The sequence below is a fragment of the Kitasatospora sp. NPDC058048 genome (assembly GCF_042885555.1).
Lineage (GTDB): Bacteria > Actinomycetota > Actinomycetes > Streptomycetales > Streptomycetaceae > Kitasatospora > Kitasatospora lactacystinica.
The window spans coordinates 52,843-68,715 of record NZ_JBHVRT010000019.1; the positions used below are offsets into that span (position 1 = coordinate 52,843).

The following is a 15,873-nucleotide window of genomic DNA, read 5'->3' on the forward strand; positions in this document are numbered from 1 at the left end:
CGGGGCCGGACGGGATGGGTCGGGCCCCCGGTCAGGGGCGTGCCGCCGCGGTACAGCTCAGGGCAGCACAGCGCATGGCGCGACAACGGCGCGGGCTGTCCACAGCACCGGTCAGAGCACACGGGCGGGCGGCGGCGGGCAGGGGGCCCGGGCCGTGCATCCGCAGTGCGTCTGAGGCTGTCATGGCCGATACGTTAGCAGTAAAGGTTTGAGATGTTCAAAGTACTTGTTTGAGGTCACGCAGCGCACACGCCGCCCGAGGACCGCCGCCGACCCGAACTCCGGACACGAACGAAGCTGACGCCCCATCAGGCCAACTCGGCGGCCCGATTGACCGCCGAGCAGTTATACGTATAACTTTGACGGCGTCCCTGCCCCTGCCTGCCCACCCGGAGAGGACGGCCGATGGGCTACCTCGCCCTGCTCCGTGCCCCGCACGTCACCCGCCTGCTGCTCGGCACCCTGCTCGGCCGCCTGCCCGCCGGCATGACCGCCCTCGTCATCGCCCTCGCCCTGCGCGACGCCGGGGTGACGTACGGCCGGGTCGGACTGGCCACCTCCGCCTACGCGATCGCCGCCGCCGTCGGCGGACCGGTGCTCGGCCGGATCGTGGACCGCACCGGACAGCCGCGCGTCCTGCTCGCCTCCGCCGTGGTCGCCGGCGGCGGGTACGCGCTGCTCGCCCTCGCCCCCGGCTCCGCGCTCGGTGCGCCGATCGGGGCCGCGATCGCCGGCCTCGCCATGCCCCCGCTGGAGCCCTGCCTGCGCTCGCTCTGGCCGGACGTGGTCGAGGAGAAGCAGCTCGACACCGCGTACGCCTTCGACTCGGCCGCCCAGCAGATCCTCTACGTGGCCGGTCCGCTGGCCGTCGCCACCATCTCCGGGCTGTTCAGCCCGGTCGCCGCACTCTGGGTGGCCGCCGGGCTCGGACTGGCCGGCGCGCTGATCGTCGCCACCGCCGGGCCCGCCCGGGCCTGGCGCGCCCCGGCGCAGGAACGGTCCGCCGGACTGCTCGGGCCGCTGCGCTCCCCCGGACTGGTGCTGCTGCTGGTCGGACTGGCCGGGGCCGGCTGGGCGGTCGGCGCGCAGAACGTGCTGTTCATCGCCTATGCCGAACAGCACGTCGGTACGCTGCCCGGCGGCGGAGGCACCCTGCTGGCACTGGCCGCGCTCGGCGGCCTGCTCGGCGCGCTCGCCTACGGCGCGGTCACCTGGCGGCAGACCACGGCCACCCGCACCTGGGTGATGGCCCTCGCGATGGCCGCCTCCTACCTGCCGCTGGTCACCCTGCCCGGGCCGTACCCGATGGCCGCGCTGGCCTTCCTCTCCGGGGTCATGCTGGCCCCGCTGCTGGCGGCGGCGTTCGTCCTGGTCGCCGAACTGGCGCCGACCGGCACCGTCACCGAGGCCTTCGCCTGGCTGGTGACGCTGTTCGCCACCGGCAACTCGCTCGGCTACGCCGTCTCCGGCAAGCTCGCCGAGGACTCGCTGCGCCCGGTGGCGCTGTGCGCGGTGGGCGGGATCGCTCTCGGCGGGCTGGTGCTGTTCGGCGCCCGGCGCTGGTTCCACCCGGTGCCGCTCGCCCCGGCCGCCCGGCCCGTCCCGGTGGGCTGACCCACCCCCACGAACGACTGCGCCCGCCGGTGGTCTGGCCGACGGGCGCAGTCCTGTCTCCGGTGACGGACCGTCACCGCCCGGTCGGAGCCGTACCGGCCGGCGCCGTGGAGGAGCGCAGCACCAGCGAGGTGGCCAGCGGCGCGACCGGCGCCACCCGCTCCCCGCGCAGCAGGGCCGCCAGCGCGGCCGCGCCCGCCCGGCCCAGCTCCTCGCCCGGCAGGTCGACGGTGGTCAGCGGCGGGGCGAGCAGCGCGGCCACCGCGACGTTGTCCATGCCGACCACCGACAGGTCCTCCGGCACCCGCAGCCCCAGCTCGGCGGCGGCCTGGTAGACCCCGGAGGCGACCACGTCGTCGTCGCAGATCACCGCCCGCGGCCGGTCCGCCCGCTCCAGCAGCCGGCCCGCGACGGTCCGCGCGGCCCGGTGGCCGTCGTTCAGGCTCACACCCAACTCCACGACGTCCAGGTCGAGTTCACGGACAGCCTGCTCGAAGGCGGCCTGCCGGACCCGGAAGGTGTAGGCGGAGTGACTGGAGCGCAGCCGGCCGATCCGGCGGTGGCCGAGCGCGGCCAGGTGCTCGACCGCGGCACGCATCCCGCCGGCCACGTCGAGCTCGACGGTCGGACGCGCCCGGTCGGTGCCGGGGTCGGCGTCCAGGAAGACGGCGGGGGTGTCGACGGGCAGCTCACCGAGCTGGCTGTCGTCCGGGGAACAGATCAGCAGGCCGTCGAAGCGGCCGGCGGTGGCGGCCTCGGCCAGCGTGGCGCTGCCCCAGCCGGAGCTGACCACGACGGCCAGGCCGTTGCGGCCGGCCTCCTCGTGGACGCCCTCCAGCACCCGGCCGAAGAAGGGGCCCTGGAGATTCGGCACGGCCAGCAGGATCATCCCGCTGCGGCCGAGCCGCAGCTGCCGCCCGGCCGCCTGCGGGCGGTAGCCGAGGCTGCGGGCGGCCTCGCGGACCCGCTCCCGGGTGGCCTCGGAGACCCGCCGGCCGGCCTCGGCGCCGGAGAAGACCAGGGAGACGGTGGCCTGGGAGACCCCGGCGAGCCGCGCCACGTCCCGCCCGGTGGGGCGGCGGACGGGGGCCGGCCAGGTGCCGAGCGCCCCCTCGGAGGGCGGCTGCCCGGCGGGCGGCTCGGACGGCGCGGAGTCTCGGGTGGCGGGCACGGCGGCTGCGCTCCGGGGCCGGGCCCCGGTCAGTTCTGGCCGGCGGTGGCCGAGCGGGCGGCGTCGTCGGCGGCGTCCTCCTCGGCGTTCTGCGCGGCGATCCGGTCTGCGGTACGGCTGCGCATCCCGGAGACCTTGCCGCTGATCTGCGTGGACATCTCGTCGCGCTGCCTGCTCAGCAGCGCGTAGCTGAGCGGCGCGGAGGCGACCGCCGCCAGCAGGAACAGGAAGATCATGCCGGCCTCGCCGCTGACCGGGATGACGCCGAAGTGCCCGAGCAGCAGGGCCACCAGCAGGCAGCCGAGGAAGATGCTGACCCGCAGCGAGGTGTAGCGGAGCGTGGCGTGCGACTTCTCCGGGCCGTTGCTGGTCACTCGACACGTCCTTCTTCGTTGCGCTGGGGCGGGTTCTCCAGTCAAGCATGCCTGACGGCCGGAGCGGGGCACGGGGCACCCGATCCGGCCCGCGGCCCGGCGGGCGCTCGTCAGCGCAGGTCGAGCCAGAGGGTGATGTCGTCCCGGTCGTCCCCGGGGGCGACCCGGATCGCGGCCGGCACCCGGCCGACCTCCCGGTAGCCGCTGCGGGCGTAGAACCGCTCCAGCCCGAGGCCGCCGCGCGCGGTGAGCCGCAGCGACTCCAGGCCCCACTCCCGGGCCGCCCGCTCGGCCTCGGCGAGCAGTCGGGCGCCGTGGCCCAGGCCCTGAAAGTCGGGGTGCACCATGACCCGCTTGAGCATCCGCCAGTGCTCCATGAGGTCGAAGCGCATCGACTCGAAGAACAGCACGCCGACCAGCCGGCCCGTCGCGCTCTCGTGCGCGACGAGCAACCGGTCCGGACCGTCCGGTCCGACCCCGGCGAACTGGCGTTCGGCGGTGTCCCGGACCTCCTCCTCGGTGACCGGCGCCACGAAGCCGACCGCCCCGCCGGCGTTGGTGACGTCGGCCCACAGCCGGACGATGGCCGTCCGCAGATCGGGGTCGAGCTCGGGGTCCAGGGTGAAGGTGAGCACCATGGAGCGGAGCCTAGACCTCCGGTACGACGGTCCTACCGGGAGGTCCGGCGCCGCCCCCCGGTCGCGCGGACCGCCCGTCACCGGAGGGCCGGCACCGCCCGGTCGGGCCGCCCGCCGCGCAGCGCCAGGCAGAGCCCGACCGCGACCGCGCACAGCGCGCCGGCGCCGTACCAGGTGAGGTCGTAGTTGCCGAGGGCGTCACGGGCCAGGCCCGCCAGCCCGGCGACGACGGCCGCGCCGATCTGGTGGGCGGCGAGCACCCAGCCGAAGACGATCGGGGCGTCCTCGCCGAAGTGCCGGCGGCACAGCGCGACGGTCGGCGGCACGGTGGCCACCCAGTCCAGGCCGTAGAAGATCACGAAGGCGAGGATCGGCGGCTGGAGCGATCCGGCCAGCAGCTGCGGCAGCAGGAGCAGGGACAGGCCGCGCAGCCCGTAGTAGACCGTCAGCAGCACCCGGGAGTCGACCCGGTCGGTGAGCCAGCCGCTGAAGACGGTGCCGAGCACGTCGAACACGCCGATCAGCGCGAGCAGGCTCGCGGCGGTGGTGACCGGCATGCCGTGGTCGTGCGCGGCCGGGATGAAGTGGGTGCCGACCAGGCCGGCGGTGGTGGCGCCGCAGATCGCGAAGGAGCCGGCCAGCAGCCAGAACGCCCGGACCCGCGCGGCGTTGCGCAGCACCCGCAGCGAGCGGGCCAGGGCTCGGCCGTCGGTGACCGTCGCGGCCGGGGCCTCGGTCGCACCGTACGGGAGCAGGCCGAGGTCGGCGGGGCGCTCGCGCATCAGCAGCAGCACCGGGACGGCGACGGCGCTGGCGGCGAGCGAGACCACGACCACGGCCGAACGCCAGCCGTGCTGCTCGACCAGCCAGGCGCCGATCGGCAGGAAGACCAGGTTCCCCGCCGCTCCGGCGGCCGTCAGCACTCCGGTGACCAGGCCCTGGCGGGCCCGGAACCAGCGCCCGGTGATGGTGGTGGCGAAGGCTCCGGCCATCGAGCCGCTGCCGAGGCCGACCAGCACGCCCCAGCAGAGCACCAGTTGCCAGGGCTCGCGCATCAGCATGGTCAGCCCGGAGCCGACCGAGATGGTCAGCAGCGCGCAGACCACCACCAGGCGCACCCCGAACCGGTCCATCAGGGCGGCGGCGAAGGGGGCGGTGAGGCCGTAGAGCGTCAGGTTGACGGAGGTGGCGCTGGAGATCGTCCCGAGCGACCAGCCGAACTCGTTGTGCAGGGCGTCCATCATCAGGCTGGGCGTGGAGCGGAAGCCGGCCGAGCCGAGCAGGACGAGCAGGGAGACGCCGGCCACCACCCAGGCGTAGTGCACCCGGGGGCGCTCGGCCGGGTCGGGCGGTTCGGAGCGGGATGCGGGGGCGAGGGCGCTGCGTTCGGTCACGCGAACGAGTGTTCCGGGCCGCCCGGAGCCGGACGAGTGGCCTGAATGACAGCTTTCGCAAGATTCGGGCCATGGCCCGCTGTAGCCTGTCCCGGACCCACCGACGCCCGAGGGGACGGCATGGCACACCTGGTCGCGGTACTCGCCCTGGAGGGCGTGATCGCCTTCGAACTCGGCATCCCCGCCCGCATCTTCGGCGGCGCCAAGGACCCGGCCGGACGGCCGCTGTACGAAGTGGCCACCTGCACCCTGGACGGACGGCCGGTCACCACCAGCGCCGACTTCCGGGTCATGGTCGACCACGGGCCCGAACTGCTGGAACGGGCGGACACCGTACTGATCCCGGCCTCCGCCGACTCCGCTCCGGCCGTCGCCGACGCCTGCTTCACCCCGCCCCTGGCCGCCGCGCTGGCCCGGATCCGGCCCGGCACCCGGCTGATGTCGATCTGCACCGGCTCCTTCATCCTGGCCGCCGCCGGCCTGCTGGACGGCCGCCCGGCCACCACCCACTGGCGCTACACCGAGCGCTTCGCCCGGCTGTTCCCCAAGGTGCGGCTGGACCCCGACGTGCTCTACACCGACGACGGCGACATCCTCACCTCCGGCGGGGTGGCCGCCGGGGTGGACCTGTGCCTGCACGTGGTGCGCCGCGACCACGGCAGCGCGGTGGCCAACGCGGTGGCCCGCAACTGCCTGGTGCCGCCGTGGCGCGAGGGCGGGCAGAAGCAGTACGTGGAGGCCCCGAGCCCGGTGGACTCCGGCGGCAGCGGCACCGCCGCGGTGCGCGCCTGGGCGCTGGAGCACCTGGACCGGCCACTGGCGCTGCGGCAGCTCGCCGACCGGGCGGGGATGAGCGTACGGACCTTCACCCGGCGCTTCCGCGAGGAGACCGGCGCCAGCCCCGGCCAGTGGATCACCACCCAGCGCACCGAGCGGGCCCGCCAGTTGCTGGAACGGACCGATCTGACGATCGACCAGGTCGCCCGGGAGTCCGGTTTCGGCACCGCCGCCTCGCTGCGACTTCAGCTGCGCGGCCGGCTCGACGTCGCACCGAGCGCCTACCGGCGCACCTTCCGCTCCGTCCCGGAAAACCGCGCCTCCTGAGCGCGGCCCGGCGACCGCCCGGCCGGTGGCCGGATCCCGTCGCGCGCCGGCGGCGGATCGGATGGCGGCAGGCCGCGCCCACCCCGAGCACGGTACGGCAGGCCGCCATCCAACCCCGGCGCGCGAGCCCTGATCCCGCGCCACACCCTCCGCACTCGCCGAGGAGCGGCCCGTGACCGGCCGTCCGCGGTCCGCCCTGCCGGCACGAATCCCCTGGACAGCGGCACCGCGGCGGTGGACGGACATCCCCTCGGCGTCCCCTCGCGACGGAGCGCCGCACCCAAGCGTGATCAGTCGGATACGTCACGTCAATGGGTAGTCCGAAATTCGGAATGGTTGCGTCACCTTTCGGCCGGTGATCGGCACCGAGATCGGCACGGTCCGACGGCCGCCGCGAAAGCCGCTATTGCGCCAAAGCCGCCCAGTCCACGTCGGCCAGCGGATCCGCGGGACGGGCGTCGCTGCCGATCTCGCACCAGACCCGCTTGCCCGAGTCCTCCGGGTACCAGCCCCAGCGCTCGCAGAGCAGTTCGACCAGCTCCAAGCCGCGTCCGTTGGTCGCGTCCTCGTCCGCGCCCGCGTGCCGCGGCGTCGGCGCGGCCCGGCTCGCGTCGGCGACCTCCACCCGCAGCGGGGCTGCCGGGCCGCCCTCCTGCGGGCCGTCGGCCACCGGCAGACAGAGCCTCAGCACGGCCGGACAGCCCGTGTGCACCACGGCGTTGGTCACCAGCTCCGAGACCACCAGCACCACCGTCTCGGCCATCGGCGCGTCCGGGTCCACCCCGTGGTTCAGCAGCCGCGAGCGCACCCATCGACGGGCCCGGCCGACCTCGGCGGGGTCAGCCTGCACCGCCAGCTGTACCTGAAGAACCTGCACCGCTCCACCACCCGCACTCGCAGTTCGGCCATAGTCCCGATCGGGCCGGATCGGCCGGCGGGCCCTCGCACGTCGCCCGGCGCCACCCGAGCCGTGCCCGGGCGCCCGCCCGGTCTGTCCGTCCGCGCCCGCTCGCCCGCGCCGTCTCGTCGGTCGGGCACCCGGCCGCGACACGAATACGCCTCAGGATGGGCGGGGGGACGGACCGCAGCAAGCGCTTCGGGCATATTCCGGCGATCGGGCGACAGCGCGGTGCATACTGTCCCGCTCACTCTCGCGAGGCTCGTACCGGTGATCGTCCGACCCGGCCGACCCGCTGGTCCCGCAGTCGGGAACCTACCGCCGTGCGCCCCGCGCACCCCGCCCGCCACTCACGAACCACCCGTGCGACATATGTCCGACGGCTCTCGAACGGTGGCATCGGCAGACGGGTCCCACCGGCCGACCGTCGTACCGTCCGACGATCCGGCCCGGGCGAGGGGCCCAGAGGGACCCGGCGAGGGATCCGGGCCGGGAGGCACACCCATGAGGAGGGGTGATCCGCCAGGAACGGTTCCGTTCTTGCCGCAATCGCCCCCGGCGCCGCCCGGCCGCAAGATACCGTTGGGTAAGCCAGCGACCCCGGTCAGGAGGGTGGTTCCCGATGGCCACCCCGGAGCGGACCCCGCGCTGGGACGAGCAGTTGCAGCGCCGCCTCGCCCGCGGCGAGGAGACGGCGCTCGGCGAACTCTACGACCAGCTCGCACCGATGGTGCACGGCCTGGCCGGACGGATACTCGCCGACCGGGCCGCCGCCACCCAGCTCACCCGGGAGGTCTTCGCCCACGTCTGGGAGCACCCCGAGGACTTCGACCCCGACCGGGGCACCCTGCGCTCCTGGCTCGGCGCGCTGACCCACCACCGCGCGGTCGAACGGCTGCGGGCCCGGCGGGCCGCCGAACTCGCACCGGGCGCGGAGGCCGAGATCCGCGCCGTGGCCACCGCCGCGAGGATGCAGTACGTGGTCGACTCCCTGCCCCAACCCCTGCGTGAGACCATCGCGGTGACCTACTACGACGGCCGCACCTACCGCGAGACGGCCCGACTGCTCGGCATCAGCGAGCAGGCCGCCAAGCAGCGGATGCGGCTCGGTCTGGAGCTGCTGGCCACCGAACTGGCCGACGAACGCGCCCGCCAGGACGGCACCGGGGACGGGAACGGGGAGACGTGAGCAGCACTGAGGAGCGGCACGACGCCCTGCGCTCGATGCTCGGCGCGTGGGCCCTCGGCGCCTGCCCGGCCCGCGAGGCCGCCGAGTTGGAGCAGCACCTGCACGACTGCCGGGAGTGCGCCGAGGAGGCGGCCCGGCTGCGCGAGGCGGCCGGCTGGCTCTCCCTGGACGAGCCGCTGGACCAGCCCGGCTCGCTGCGCCAGCAGGTGCTCGACTGGTGCCTGGCCCGTCGGCCGGCCCAACTGCCCGTCCCCGCCTGGGGCATGCCGTACACGGCGGAGACCGCCAAGCTCGACGCGCTGCTGCGCGACCTCGGCCCGGAGGAGTGGCAGGAGGTGGCGGAACTGCCGTGGCACGGCGGCACCGAGCGGCTGCGCCCGGCGGAGGTGCTGGGCCACCTGACCGCGGTGGACGGCTTCCTGGCGCTGGCACTCGGCCTGCCCGACCCGGTGCCGGCCGCTCCGGGTCCGCCCGCCGCACCGGCCGGGCGGCGGGTGCCCCCGCAGGAGCCGGCCGCCGGACCGTCCGTGCCGCGCGTCCCGCCGCAGGGCGGCCGGTACGCCGGGGTCACCGCGCGCACCGCCCGGCTGATCGCCGACCAGGCCGGCCTGGCGCCGCAGTCGGTGCGCTCCCGCTGGCGGCGGCAGGCCCACGACCTGGTGCGCAGCGCCGCGCTCGTGCCGCAGGGCAACACCCCGGTCGACTACGGCTTCGCGGTGCTGCCGCTGCGCGACGCCTTCGTGGACCGCGCCTTCGAGTGCTTCGTGCACGGCGAGGACGTGGCCCGGGCGGTCGCCTACCCGTACGACCCGCCGACGCCGCAGCACCTGCGGCAGATGGTGGAGCTGGTGGTCCGGCTGCTCCCCCGGGCGCTGGCCGGGCTGCGCGCGGCCCGGCCCGAGCACGCCGGGGCGCCGGCTGCGCCGGAGGGCGGGGCCCGGACGGCCCGGCGGGTGCGGCTGATGGTCGACGGCCCGGCGGGCGGCGAGTGGCTGATCGCCCTGGACGGCGACGGCGCGGCCGTCGGCAGCGGCGGCCCGCCCGGCGGGGAGCCGGTGGCGTCGATGGTGCTGGACGGCCTGGAGCTGTGCCAGCTGGCCGCCGCGCACCGCGACCCGGACCGGCTGCCGGTCGGCGAGCACGGCGACCGGGCCGCGGTCCGCGAGGTGCTGCACGCGCTCCCGCTGCTCTCCCGGCCGTAGCGGCCCGCCGTCCGCGCGAACGCCTACGCGAAACGCCCGCGCGGAGCGGTCACGCGAAACGCCTGCGCGCAGCGGTCACGCGAAGACGACCGTACGGGTCCCGTCCAGCAGCACCCGGTGCTCGCTGTGCCACTTCACCGCGCGCGCCAGCGCCTGGCACTCGACGTCCCGGCCGAGCGCGACCAGCTGGTCGGGGCTGACGTCGTGGGTGACCCGGGCCACCTCCTGCTCGATGATCGGGCCCTCGTCCAGGTCGGCGGTGACGTAGTGCGCGGTGGCGCCGATCAGCTTCACGCCGCGCGCGTGCGCCTGGTGGTACGGCTTGGCGCCCTTGAAGCTCGGCAGGAAGGAGTGGTGGATGTTGATCACCCGGCCGGACAGTTCGGTGCACAGCCGGTCGGAGAGCACCTGCATGTAGCGGGCCAGCACGATCAGTTCGACGTTCTCCTCGGCGACCAGGTCGAGCAGCCGCTGCTCGGCCTCGGCCTTGGTGTCCTTGGTGACCGGGATGTGGTGGAACGGGATGCCGTAGCTCTCGGTCAGGTCCCGCAGGTCGGTGTGGTTGGAGACGACCGCGGCGATCTCCACCGGCAGGGCGCCGATCCGGGTGCGGTAGAGCAGGTCGTTCAGGCAGTGCCCGAACTTGCTGACCATGAGCACGATCCGCATCCGCTGCTCGGTCGGGTGGATCTGCCAGTCCATCCCGAAGGAGGCGCCGATCGCGGCGAAGCTGGCCCGCAGCTTGTCGGCGGTGACGGGCTCGGGGGCGGAGAAGTGCACCCGCATGAAGAAGAGCCCGCTGTCACCGTCCCCGAACTGCTGGCTGTCGATGATGTTGCAGCCGGTCATGAAGAGGTAGCTGGAGACAGCGTGGACGATGCCCTGCTTGTCGGGGCAGGACAGCGTGAGGACGTACTGGGCGCTGACCGGCTGCTGTTCCACTGGGAGTATCCCGTTCTGAGGTCGTGACGTGCGTGGATGGTCCAGCGTGTCACATCCCGGACACCCGCCGCCCCGCTGCCCGTACTGCGGGACGGCGGCGGTCCGGCGGGTCAGAGCTTGGTGAGGATGCGCAGCACGTCCAGCGACTTGGGCGACGCGTCCGGGTCGTCCCCGTCGCCCGAGGCCAGCACGACGTGCGCCTCGCGGGCGGCCCGGACGGTCTCCGGCCAGCCGGGGTGGCCGAGGTAGGCGGAGGCCGGCGCGTCCGCACCGACCTCGTGCAGCATCTGCACGGCCCGCAGCACCGCGACGTCCACCAGCGCGGCCTCGGCGGAGTCGCGGAGGATCGTCCCGATGTACTTCTCGGCCGACCAGCGGTCCAGCCAGGTGTCCTCGACGAGGCGGTAGACGGCGTCGGTCACGTCGCCGTACCCCTCCCGGCCGGTCAGCCAGGTCTCCTGCTGGAAAGCGGGGTCGGACAGCATGTGCAGCGCCGAGCGCAGTCGGGCTCGCCAGCGCCACCAGGGCAGGTCGTTGAGCGGCATGCCGCCCATCGTGCTGGAGCGGTGGCCCGGACGAGAAGGGTTTCGGGCGGACCGATACGAAGAATCTGTGCTGGCGGACATGGTGAACGATCGTACGTTCCCCCTCTGTTCGTGCTCCACTCGCGATCTACACGCGTACCACTCCGGATTTCGGCGGCCGTTCGCCATCCGTTCGCATTTCGGCCCTCTCGGCTTGTGACGCCGGGGCTTGGCTTGCTCCGGTGCGCCGGAGTGCGCCCCAGAGAGGGAATAGCGATGACCAGCCGAAGGGACTCCTTCCAGGCCCGTCCCCCGATCGTGCGGCGCCGCCGCCGACGCCCGATCGCAGCCGCCGCCACCGCCGCGGCCCTGCTCCCCACCCTCTTCTCGGCCTCCGCGTGCGGCGGACCGGCCGATGCCTCGACCACCGGCGACGACCTGACCGTGATGACCTGGGCCCCGGCCGGCACGGGCTCCGCCGACCGCCCGGGCATGACGGCGCTCGCCTCCGCCATCGGCCAGGACGTCAACGCCAAGGGCGGCGTGAACGGCCACCGGCTGCGCGTGATCACCTGCAACGAGCACAACACCGCGGACGGTGCCCGCGCCTGTGCCCAGCAGGCGGTGGACGCCAAGGTGGTCGCCGTGATCGGCTCCTACAGCCAGTGGGGCGAGGCGTTCATGCCGGTGCTGGAGCGCGCCGGCATCCCGCTGATCGGCGGCTACGGGCTCTCCCAGCCGGAGTTCTCCAGCCCGCTGTCCTACCCGGTGGACGGCGGCATGCCGGCGCTGATCGCGGGCAACGGCCGCCAGCTGGTGGACGCCGGCTGCCGGACCGTCTCCCTGGTCCGCCCGGACACCCCGGCCGGCGACAACCTGCTCGGCTACCTGGGCACCGCCCTGCGGCCGGCCGGGATCAGGCTGACGGACGTCAAGGCGCCCGAGCAGTCCTCCGACTACACCCCGGTGATCCGCAAGGCGATCGGCAAGGACGAGCCGGGCAACTGCATCACCAGCGCCCTGGCCGCCGAGCCGACCGGCAACCTGCTGGACTCCTACCGGCGGCTGAACGCGAAGAACACCCGGATCGCCTCGGTGATCGGCAGCGTCCAGCAGTCGGTGGTGGACTCCACCGGCGGCGACTCCGGCCCGCTCGGCGGCGCCTACGTCACCAGCTGGTACCCGCCGGAGTCGGCGAAGATCTGGGACGGGCTGCGCGCGGTGGTGCGCACCGACACCACCGGCGGGCACCCCATCGACGTCTCCGACCCGGGCGTGCAGACCACCTGGGTCGCGTACGAGGTGTTCCGGACGGCGGTGCAGAAGCTGGCGGAGGGCGGCCGGACGGTCACCCCGAAGACGGTCTCCTCGCTGCTGGACAGCGGGGAGGGCATCGACGTCGGGATCACCCCGCCGCTCAACTGGGGCACCACCAACATGCTGCCCAGCGGCGGGTCGCCGCGGCTGGTGAACACCTGGGTCACCTACCAGGTGGTCAAGAACGGCCGGATGACCCTGCAGCAGCCGGGCTTCGTGGACATCCGCTGGGCGCTCACCGGGGGCCGTCCGCCGGCCTGACGCGGGCTGACCAGGGCGAGAGAGGGGGGACGGGCCTTTGCGGCCCGTCCCCCCTCGTCGTTCACCGGCCGCCGTCGTTCACGGGCCGCCGTCCCCCGTCGACCGCCGTCGCTCAGAGGTCGCCGTCGCTCCGGTTGGGCAGTCCGGTCTGGGCGGCGATCGCGTTCCAGAGCGTGGCGGACTGCTTCTTCGCGGTGGTCGCGGTGCCGCTCGCCTGGACGGCGTTCTTGTAGTGCTGGTTGTCCTGCTTCTTCGCGTCGCAGGAGCCCTGCGCGTCCTGCGCCCAGAGCGCGTACTCGTCGTCGGCCTGGGCCGAGGCCGTCCAGGCCGCGTTGAGCTGGTCGACCAGCTGCTGACCGCCGGGCAGCTTGTCGGCCTTCAGCTGGCCGAGCTTGCTCTGGAGCTCGCGCCGCTTTCCGGCCGCGGCCGTCAGCGCCTGCTGGGACTCGGGCAGCTTGTCGCACTTCTGCACCGAGGCGACCGCGGAGACCACCGAGCTGCGGCTGTCGCTCGCGGTGCCCAGCAGGTCCGACAGCGGCTGCGCCTGGGCCTTGACCTCCGGGTCGACGGCCGCGCCGGAGCCGCTCGCGCTCGGCGCACCGGGGGTGGTGGTGGCGCCGGCGGTGGCGGCCGCCGGGGTGGTCTTCCCGTCGTCCCTGGTCTCGTCGCCGCCGCTCATCAGGACGGCGACCAGGATGCCGGCCGCCGCGCAGCCCGCCACCACGCCGCCGATGATCAGCTTGTTGGACGAACGTCCGCCGCGTCCCGAGCCGCCCGCCCGGGTCGCGTCGTGCCCCTGGTCGTACCCCTGGCCGTAGTCCTGCCCCTGCTCCGGGGCGTAGCCCTGGTGGTGGTCCTGGGCCGGGTAGGCCGGCTGCGGCTGGGCGGCCGGCGGATAGGCCTGGTACCCCGGCGCGGGCTGCGGCTGCGGGTAACCGGGCTGGGCCTGCGCCGCCGGGTAGCCGGCCGCCTGCGGGTCGCCGGCGGGGTACGGCGGCAGGTACTGGGTCTCCGGAGCCGGATCGGGCTGCGGGGCACCGTACCCGGGCTGCGGCGCGCCCCACGGGGCCCCCTGCCCCGGCATCGGCCGGCCCGGCAGCGAGTGCCCGGGCATCGACTGGCCCGGCGCCGGCTGCGCGGGCATCGCCTGGGTCGGCAGCGCGTGCGCGCCCTCGCCGAGGTACTCCGGCTGCCCGGACGGCTGTCCCACCGGCGGCACGGCCGAGTGGCCCTGCGGCTGGCCCGGCTGCCCCTGCGGCTGGCCCTGCGGCTGGCCGGGCTCGGGGCGGAACAGGTCGTCCAGGTTGAAGTCACCGGAGTTCGGGTACGAGCGGCGCTGACTCAACGCGATTCCTCACCTGTGCAGGACCGCGCACTGACGGCGGACCACATCTCGTCGGTTCTTGGGAGCATCACAGTTCCTTGGACGTCGCGCCCACGCTACCGGTTCGCCTCACCGGGTGACCACGTGGGCGGGACATCCATCACGCTCCCTGCACAGACGATCCGCGACCGCCCAGGGCCCGGGCCGCCCCCGGGCCCGAGGCGCGGAGGCGGGCCCGCGCCCGGGACACGGAGACCGGCCCGGCGCCCGCTAGGCCGCCTCGGCGTCCGCGCGGGCGTGGAACTCCCGGACCACCCGCTGCTCCCGGTAGGGCTCCAGCCGGCGCCGGAACTCGTCCAGGTACTCCACGCCCCGGTTGGACCGCAGCCCGCTCAGCAGCCGGACCGCCTGGGCGCCCGTCTCGCAGGCGCGTTCCAGGTCCCGCTGCTGGAGCTGGGCGGTGGCCAGCAGGACGAGGTCCACCGCACGGCGCCGGACCCGGGTCGGCGGGTGCAGGTCGAGCGCCCGGCGGGCGTAGTGCTCGGCCTGGCCGGCCTGCTCCAGGTCCCGGTGGCAGTGGGCCAACTCGTCGGCGAGGTAGGCGTCGTCGAAGTGGGCGATCCAGTCCGGGTCGTCCTCCGGGCGGCGGCGCTCCATCATCTCCAGGGCCCTGGCCGACACCGTCTCGCAGGAGCGGGCGTCACCGAGCAGGGCGTGGCCGCGGGCCTCGGCGGCGTAGAACATCGCCATCGCCGTCGGGGTGGCCACCGAGCGGGCGCCCTCTTGGGCGGCGCGGGCGAGTTGGGCGATCTCCCGCGGGTTGCCGAGGGTCGCCGCCAGGTGGCTCATCGAGGCGGCCAGCACGTAGCCGCCGTAGCCGCGGTCGTCGGCGGCCTGGGCCAGCCGCAGCGCCTGGATGTAGTAGCGCTGGGCGAGGCCGGGCTGCCCGGTGTCCACCGCCATGTAGCCGGCCAGTTCGGTCAACCGGGCCACTGCGGCGAAGAGTTGGCGACCGGTCTCCTCCCGGTAGGCCCCGCCGAGCAGGCCGGAGACCACCGAGTTGAGGTAGTGCACCACCACCGGGCGCACATGACCGCTGCCGAAGCGGTGGTCCAGGTCGACCAGCATCGTGGTGGTCGCCCTGATCGCGGCCACGTCGGTCGGGCCGACCCGGGGGCCGCCGGCCCGCGCCACCACCGGGTCCGGCGGGGTGATCAGCCAGTCCCGGCTGGGTTCCACCAGCGCGGAGGCGGCGACCGTCGCGCCGGTCAGGAAGTCCCGCCGGCCGACGTCACTGCGCCAGAGCTCGCAGACCTGCTCCAGGGCGGCACCGATGGTCGGCGCGAACTGGAGCCCGATGCCGGAGCTCAGGTTCTTGCCGTCCGCCATGCCGATCTCCTCGACCGACACGCTGCGGCCGAGCTTGCGGCCCAGGGCCTCGGCGATCACGGCCGGCGCCTGCCCGCGCGGCTGCTGCCCGCGCAGCCAGCGGGCCACGGAGGTCTTGTCGTACCGAAGGTCCAGCCCGTGCTCGGCGCCGCAGAGGTTGACCCTCCGGGCCAGGCCGGCGTTGGAGCAGCTGGCCTCCTGGATCAGTTGCTGCAGACGCTCGTTGGGCTGTCGTGCGACGAGTGGTCTCGCGGCCATTGGGCTTCGCCTCCCCACACCCTCCGGTCCCGGCCGGCGGGCGACGATTCTGCTGATCTGTTGCCGACTGTCCGACCGTCCAAGGAATCTGACACCAGGTTAGCGATCAGCAACGCCAGCGGGATACCCACGGTGACGAACCGCACCCCCCTTGCGCCCTGGGAAATGCTCCTGTGCGCCCCCACTGCGCCTGCCCTCGGCCCCACCAACTCGGTCGACTAACCGGAACGGGTGACATTGCCGGGATGCACCCAACCGGGCGCCATCGGGCCGT

Annotated in this window: 14 protein-coding genes; 5 read left to right on the top strand and 9 right to left on the bottom strand. The window is 74.5% G+C overall.

Going from position 1 to position 15,873, the window contains the following annotated elements; all coding sequences use genetic code 11:
* The first annotated feature begins 405 nt into the window (after nucleotides 1–405).
* The gene (locus ACFVVA_RS21070) at nucleotides 406–1,614 is read left to right on the top strand and encodes an MFS transporter (RefSeq protein WP_380538410.1); all 1,209 of its coding nucleotides are present in this window, start codon (nucleotides 406–408) and stop codon (nucleotides 1,612–1,614) included.
* 73 nt (nucleotides 1,615–1,687) lie between these two features.
* Here ACFVVA_RS21070 and ACFVVA_RS21075 read toward each other — a convergent pair whose 3' ends face one another.
* The 4 genes from ACFVVA_RS21075 to ACFVVA_RS21090 all read right to left on the bottom strand — a co-directional run bounded on the left by ACFVVA_RS21075 (nucleotide 1,688) and on the right by ACFVVA_RS21090 (nucleotide 5,191).
* On the bottom strand, nucleotides 1,688–2,785 hold the full coding sequence (locus tag ACFVVA_RS21075) for a LacI family DNA-binding transcriptional regulator (RefSeq protein ID WP_387691520.1): 1,098 nt from the start codon (nucleotides 2,783–2,785) through the stop codon (nucleotides 1,688–1,690).
* 29 nt (nucleotides 2,786–2,814) lie between these two features.
* On the bottom strand, nucleotides 2,815–3,159 hold the full coding sequence (locus ACFVVA_RS21080; protein WP_387691522.1) for a DUF4229 domain-containing protein: 345 nt from the start codon (nucleotides 3,157–3,159) through the stop codon (nucleotides 2,815–2,817).
* A gap of 110 nt (nucleotides 3,160–3,269) precedes the next feature.
* Nucleotides 3,270–3,797: a GNAT family N-acetyltransferase gene (locus tag ACFVVA_RS21085; RefSeq protein ID WP_387691524.1), complete on the bottom strand. Its 528-nt coding sequence runs from the start codon at nucleotides 3,795–3,797 to the stop codon at nucleotides 3,270–3,272.
* A gap of 77 nt (nucleotides 3,798–3,874) precedes the next feature.
* Complete coding sequence (locus ACFVVA_RS21090; RefSeq protein ID WP_387691526.1) at nucleotides 3,875–5,191, bottom strand: MFS transporter; 1,317 nt, start codon at nucleotides 5,189–5,191, stop codon at nucleotides 3,875–3,877.
* A 120-nt stretch (nucleotides 5,192–5,311) separates the two neighbouring features.
* Between ACFVVA_RS21090 and ACFVVA_RS21095 the strand changes: the two genes are divergently transcribed.
* Complete coding sequence (locus tag ACFVVA_RS21095) at nucleotides 5,312–6,295, top strand: GlxA family transcriptional regulator (RefSeq protein WP_387691528.1); 984 nt, start codon at nucleotides 5,312–5,314, stop codon at nucleotides 6,293–6,295.
* 403 nt (nucleotides 6,296–6,698) lie between these two features.
* On the opposite strand, the gene ACFVVA_RS21100 is transcribed toward ACFVVA_RS21095, so the two are convergent.
* Nucleotides 6,699–7,172, bottom strand: a complete 474-nt coding sequence (locus ACFVVA_RS21100) for an ATP-binding protein (RefSeq protein ID WP_359902194.1) — start codon at nucleotides 7,170–7,172, stop codon at nucleotides 6,699–6,701.
* A 643-nt stretch (nucleotides 7,173–7,815) separates the two neighbouring features.
* On the opposite strand from ACFVVA_RS21100, the gene ACFVVA_RS21105 reads away from it, so the two are divergent.
* Nucleotides 7,816–8,382, top strand: a complete 567-nt coding sequence (locus ACFVVA_RS21105) for a sigma-70 family RNA polymerase sigma factor (RefSeq protein WP_387691531.1) — start codon at nucleotides 7,816–7,818, stop codon at nucleotides 8,380–8,382.
* Complete coding sequence (locus tag ACFVVA_RS21110; protein ID WP_387691533.1) at nucleotides 8,379–9,584, top strand: zf-HC2 domain-containing protein; 1,206 nt, start codon at nucleotides 8,379–8,381, stop codon at nucleotides 9,582–9,584. The genes ACFVVA_RS21105 and ACFVVA_RS21110 overlap by 4 nt, the downstream gene beginning before the upstream one ends.
* Before the next feature lie 75 nt (nucleotides 9,585–9,659).
* On the opposite strand, the gene purU is transcribed toward ACFVVA_RS21110, so the two are convergent.
* Both purU and ACFVVA_RS21120 read right to left on the bottom strand, forming a co-directional pair.
* Nucleotides 9,660–10,526 carry a formyltetrahydrofolate deformylase gene (gene purU / locus ACFVVA_RS21115; protein ID WP_387691535.1) on the bottom strand — a complete coding sequence of 289 codons (867 nt, stop codon included), beginning with the start codon at nucleotides 10,524–10,526 and terminating at the stop codon, nucleotides 9,660–9,662.
* A gap of 110 nt (nucleotides 10,527–10,636) precedes the next feature.
* Nucleotides 10,637–11,071 carry a hypothetical protein gene (locus ACFVVA_RS21120; protein ID WP_387691537.1) on the bottom strand — a complete coding sequence of 145 codons (435 nt, stop codon included), beginning with the start codon at nucleotides 11,069–11,071 and terminating at the stop codon, nucleotides 10,637–10,639.
* Between the two features lie 255 nt (nucleotides 11,072–11,326).
* Here ACFVVA_RS21120 and ACFVVA_RS21125 point away from each other — a divergent pair, with 255 nt between their 5' ends.
* On the top strand, nucleotides 11,327–12,628 hold the full coding sequence (locus ACFVVA_RS21125) for an ABC transporter substrate-binding protein (RefSeq protein ID WP_380538391.1): 1,302 nt from the start codon (nucleotides 11,327–11,329) through the stop codon (nucleotides 12,626–12,628).
* A gap of 112 nt (nucleotides 12,629–12,740) precedes the next feature.
* Here the strand turns inward: ACFVVA_RS21125 and ACFVVA_RS21130 are convergent, their stop codons facing one another.
* Both ACFVVA_RS21130 and ACFVVA_RS21135 read right to left on the bottom strand, forming a co-directional pair.
* Nucleotides 12,741–13,973, bottom strand: coding sequence for a hypothetical protein (locus ACFVVA_RS21130; RefSeq protein ID WP_387691540.1), 1,233 nt, complete (start codon nucleotides 13,971–13,973; stop codon nucleotides 12,741–12,743).
* 249 nt (nucleotides 13,974–14,222) lie between these two features.
* Nucleotides 14,223–15,599: a transcriptional regulator gene (locus tag ACFVVA_RS21135; RefSeq protein ID WP_359902173.1), complete on the bottom strand. Its 1,377-nt coding sequence runs from the start codon at nucleotides 15,597–15,599 to the stop codon at nucleotides 14,223–14,225.
* Between the last annotated feature and the right edge of the window lie 274 nt (nucleotides 15,600–15,873).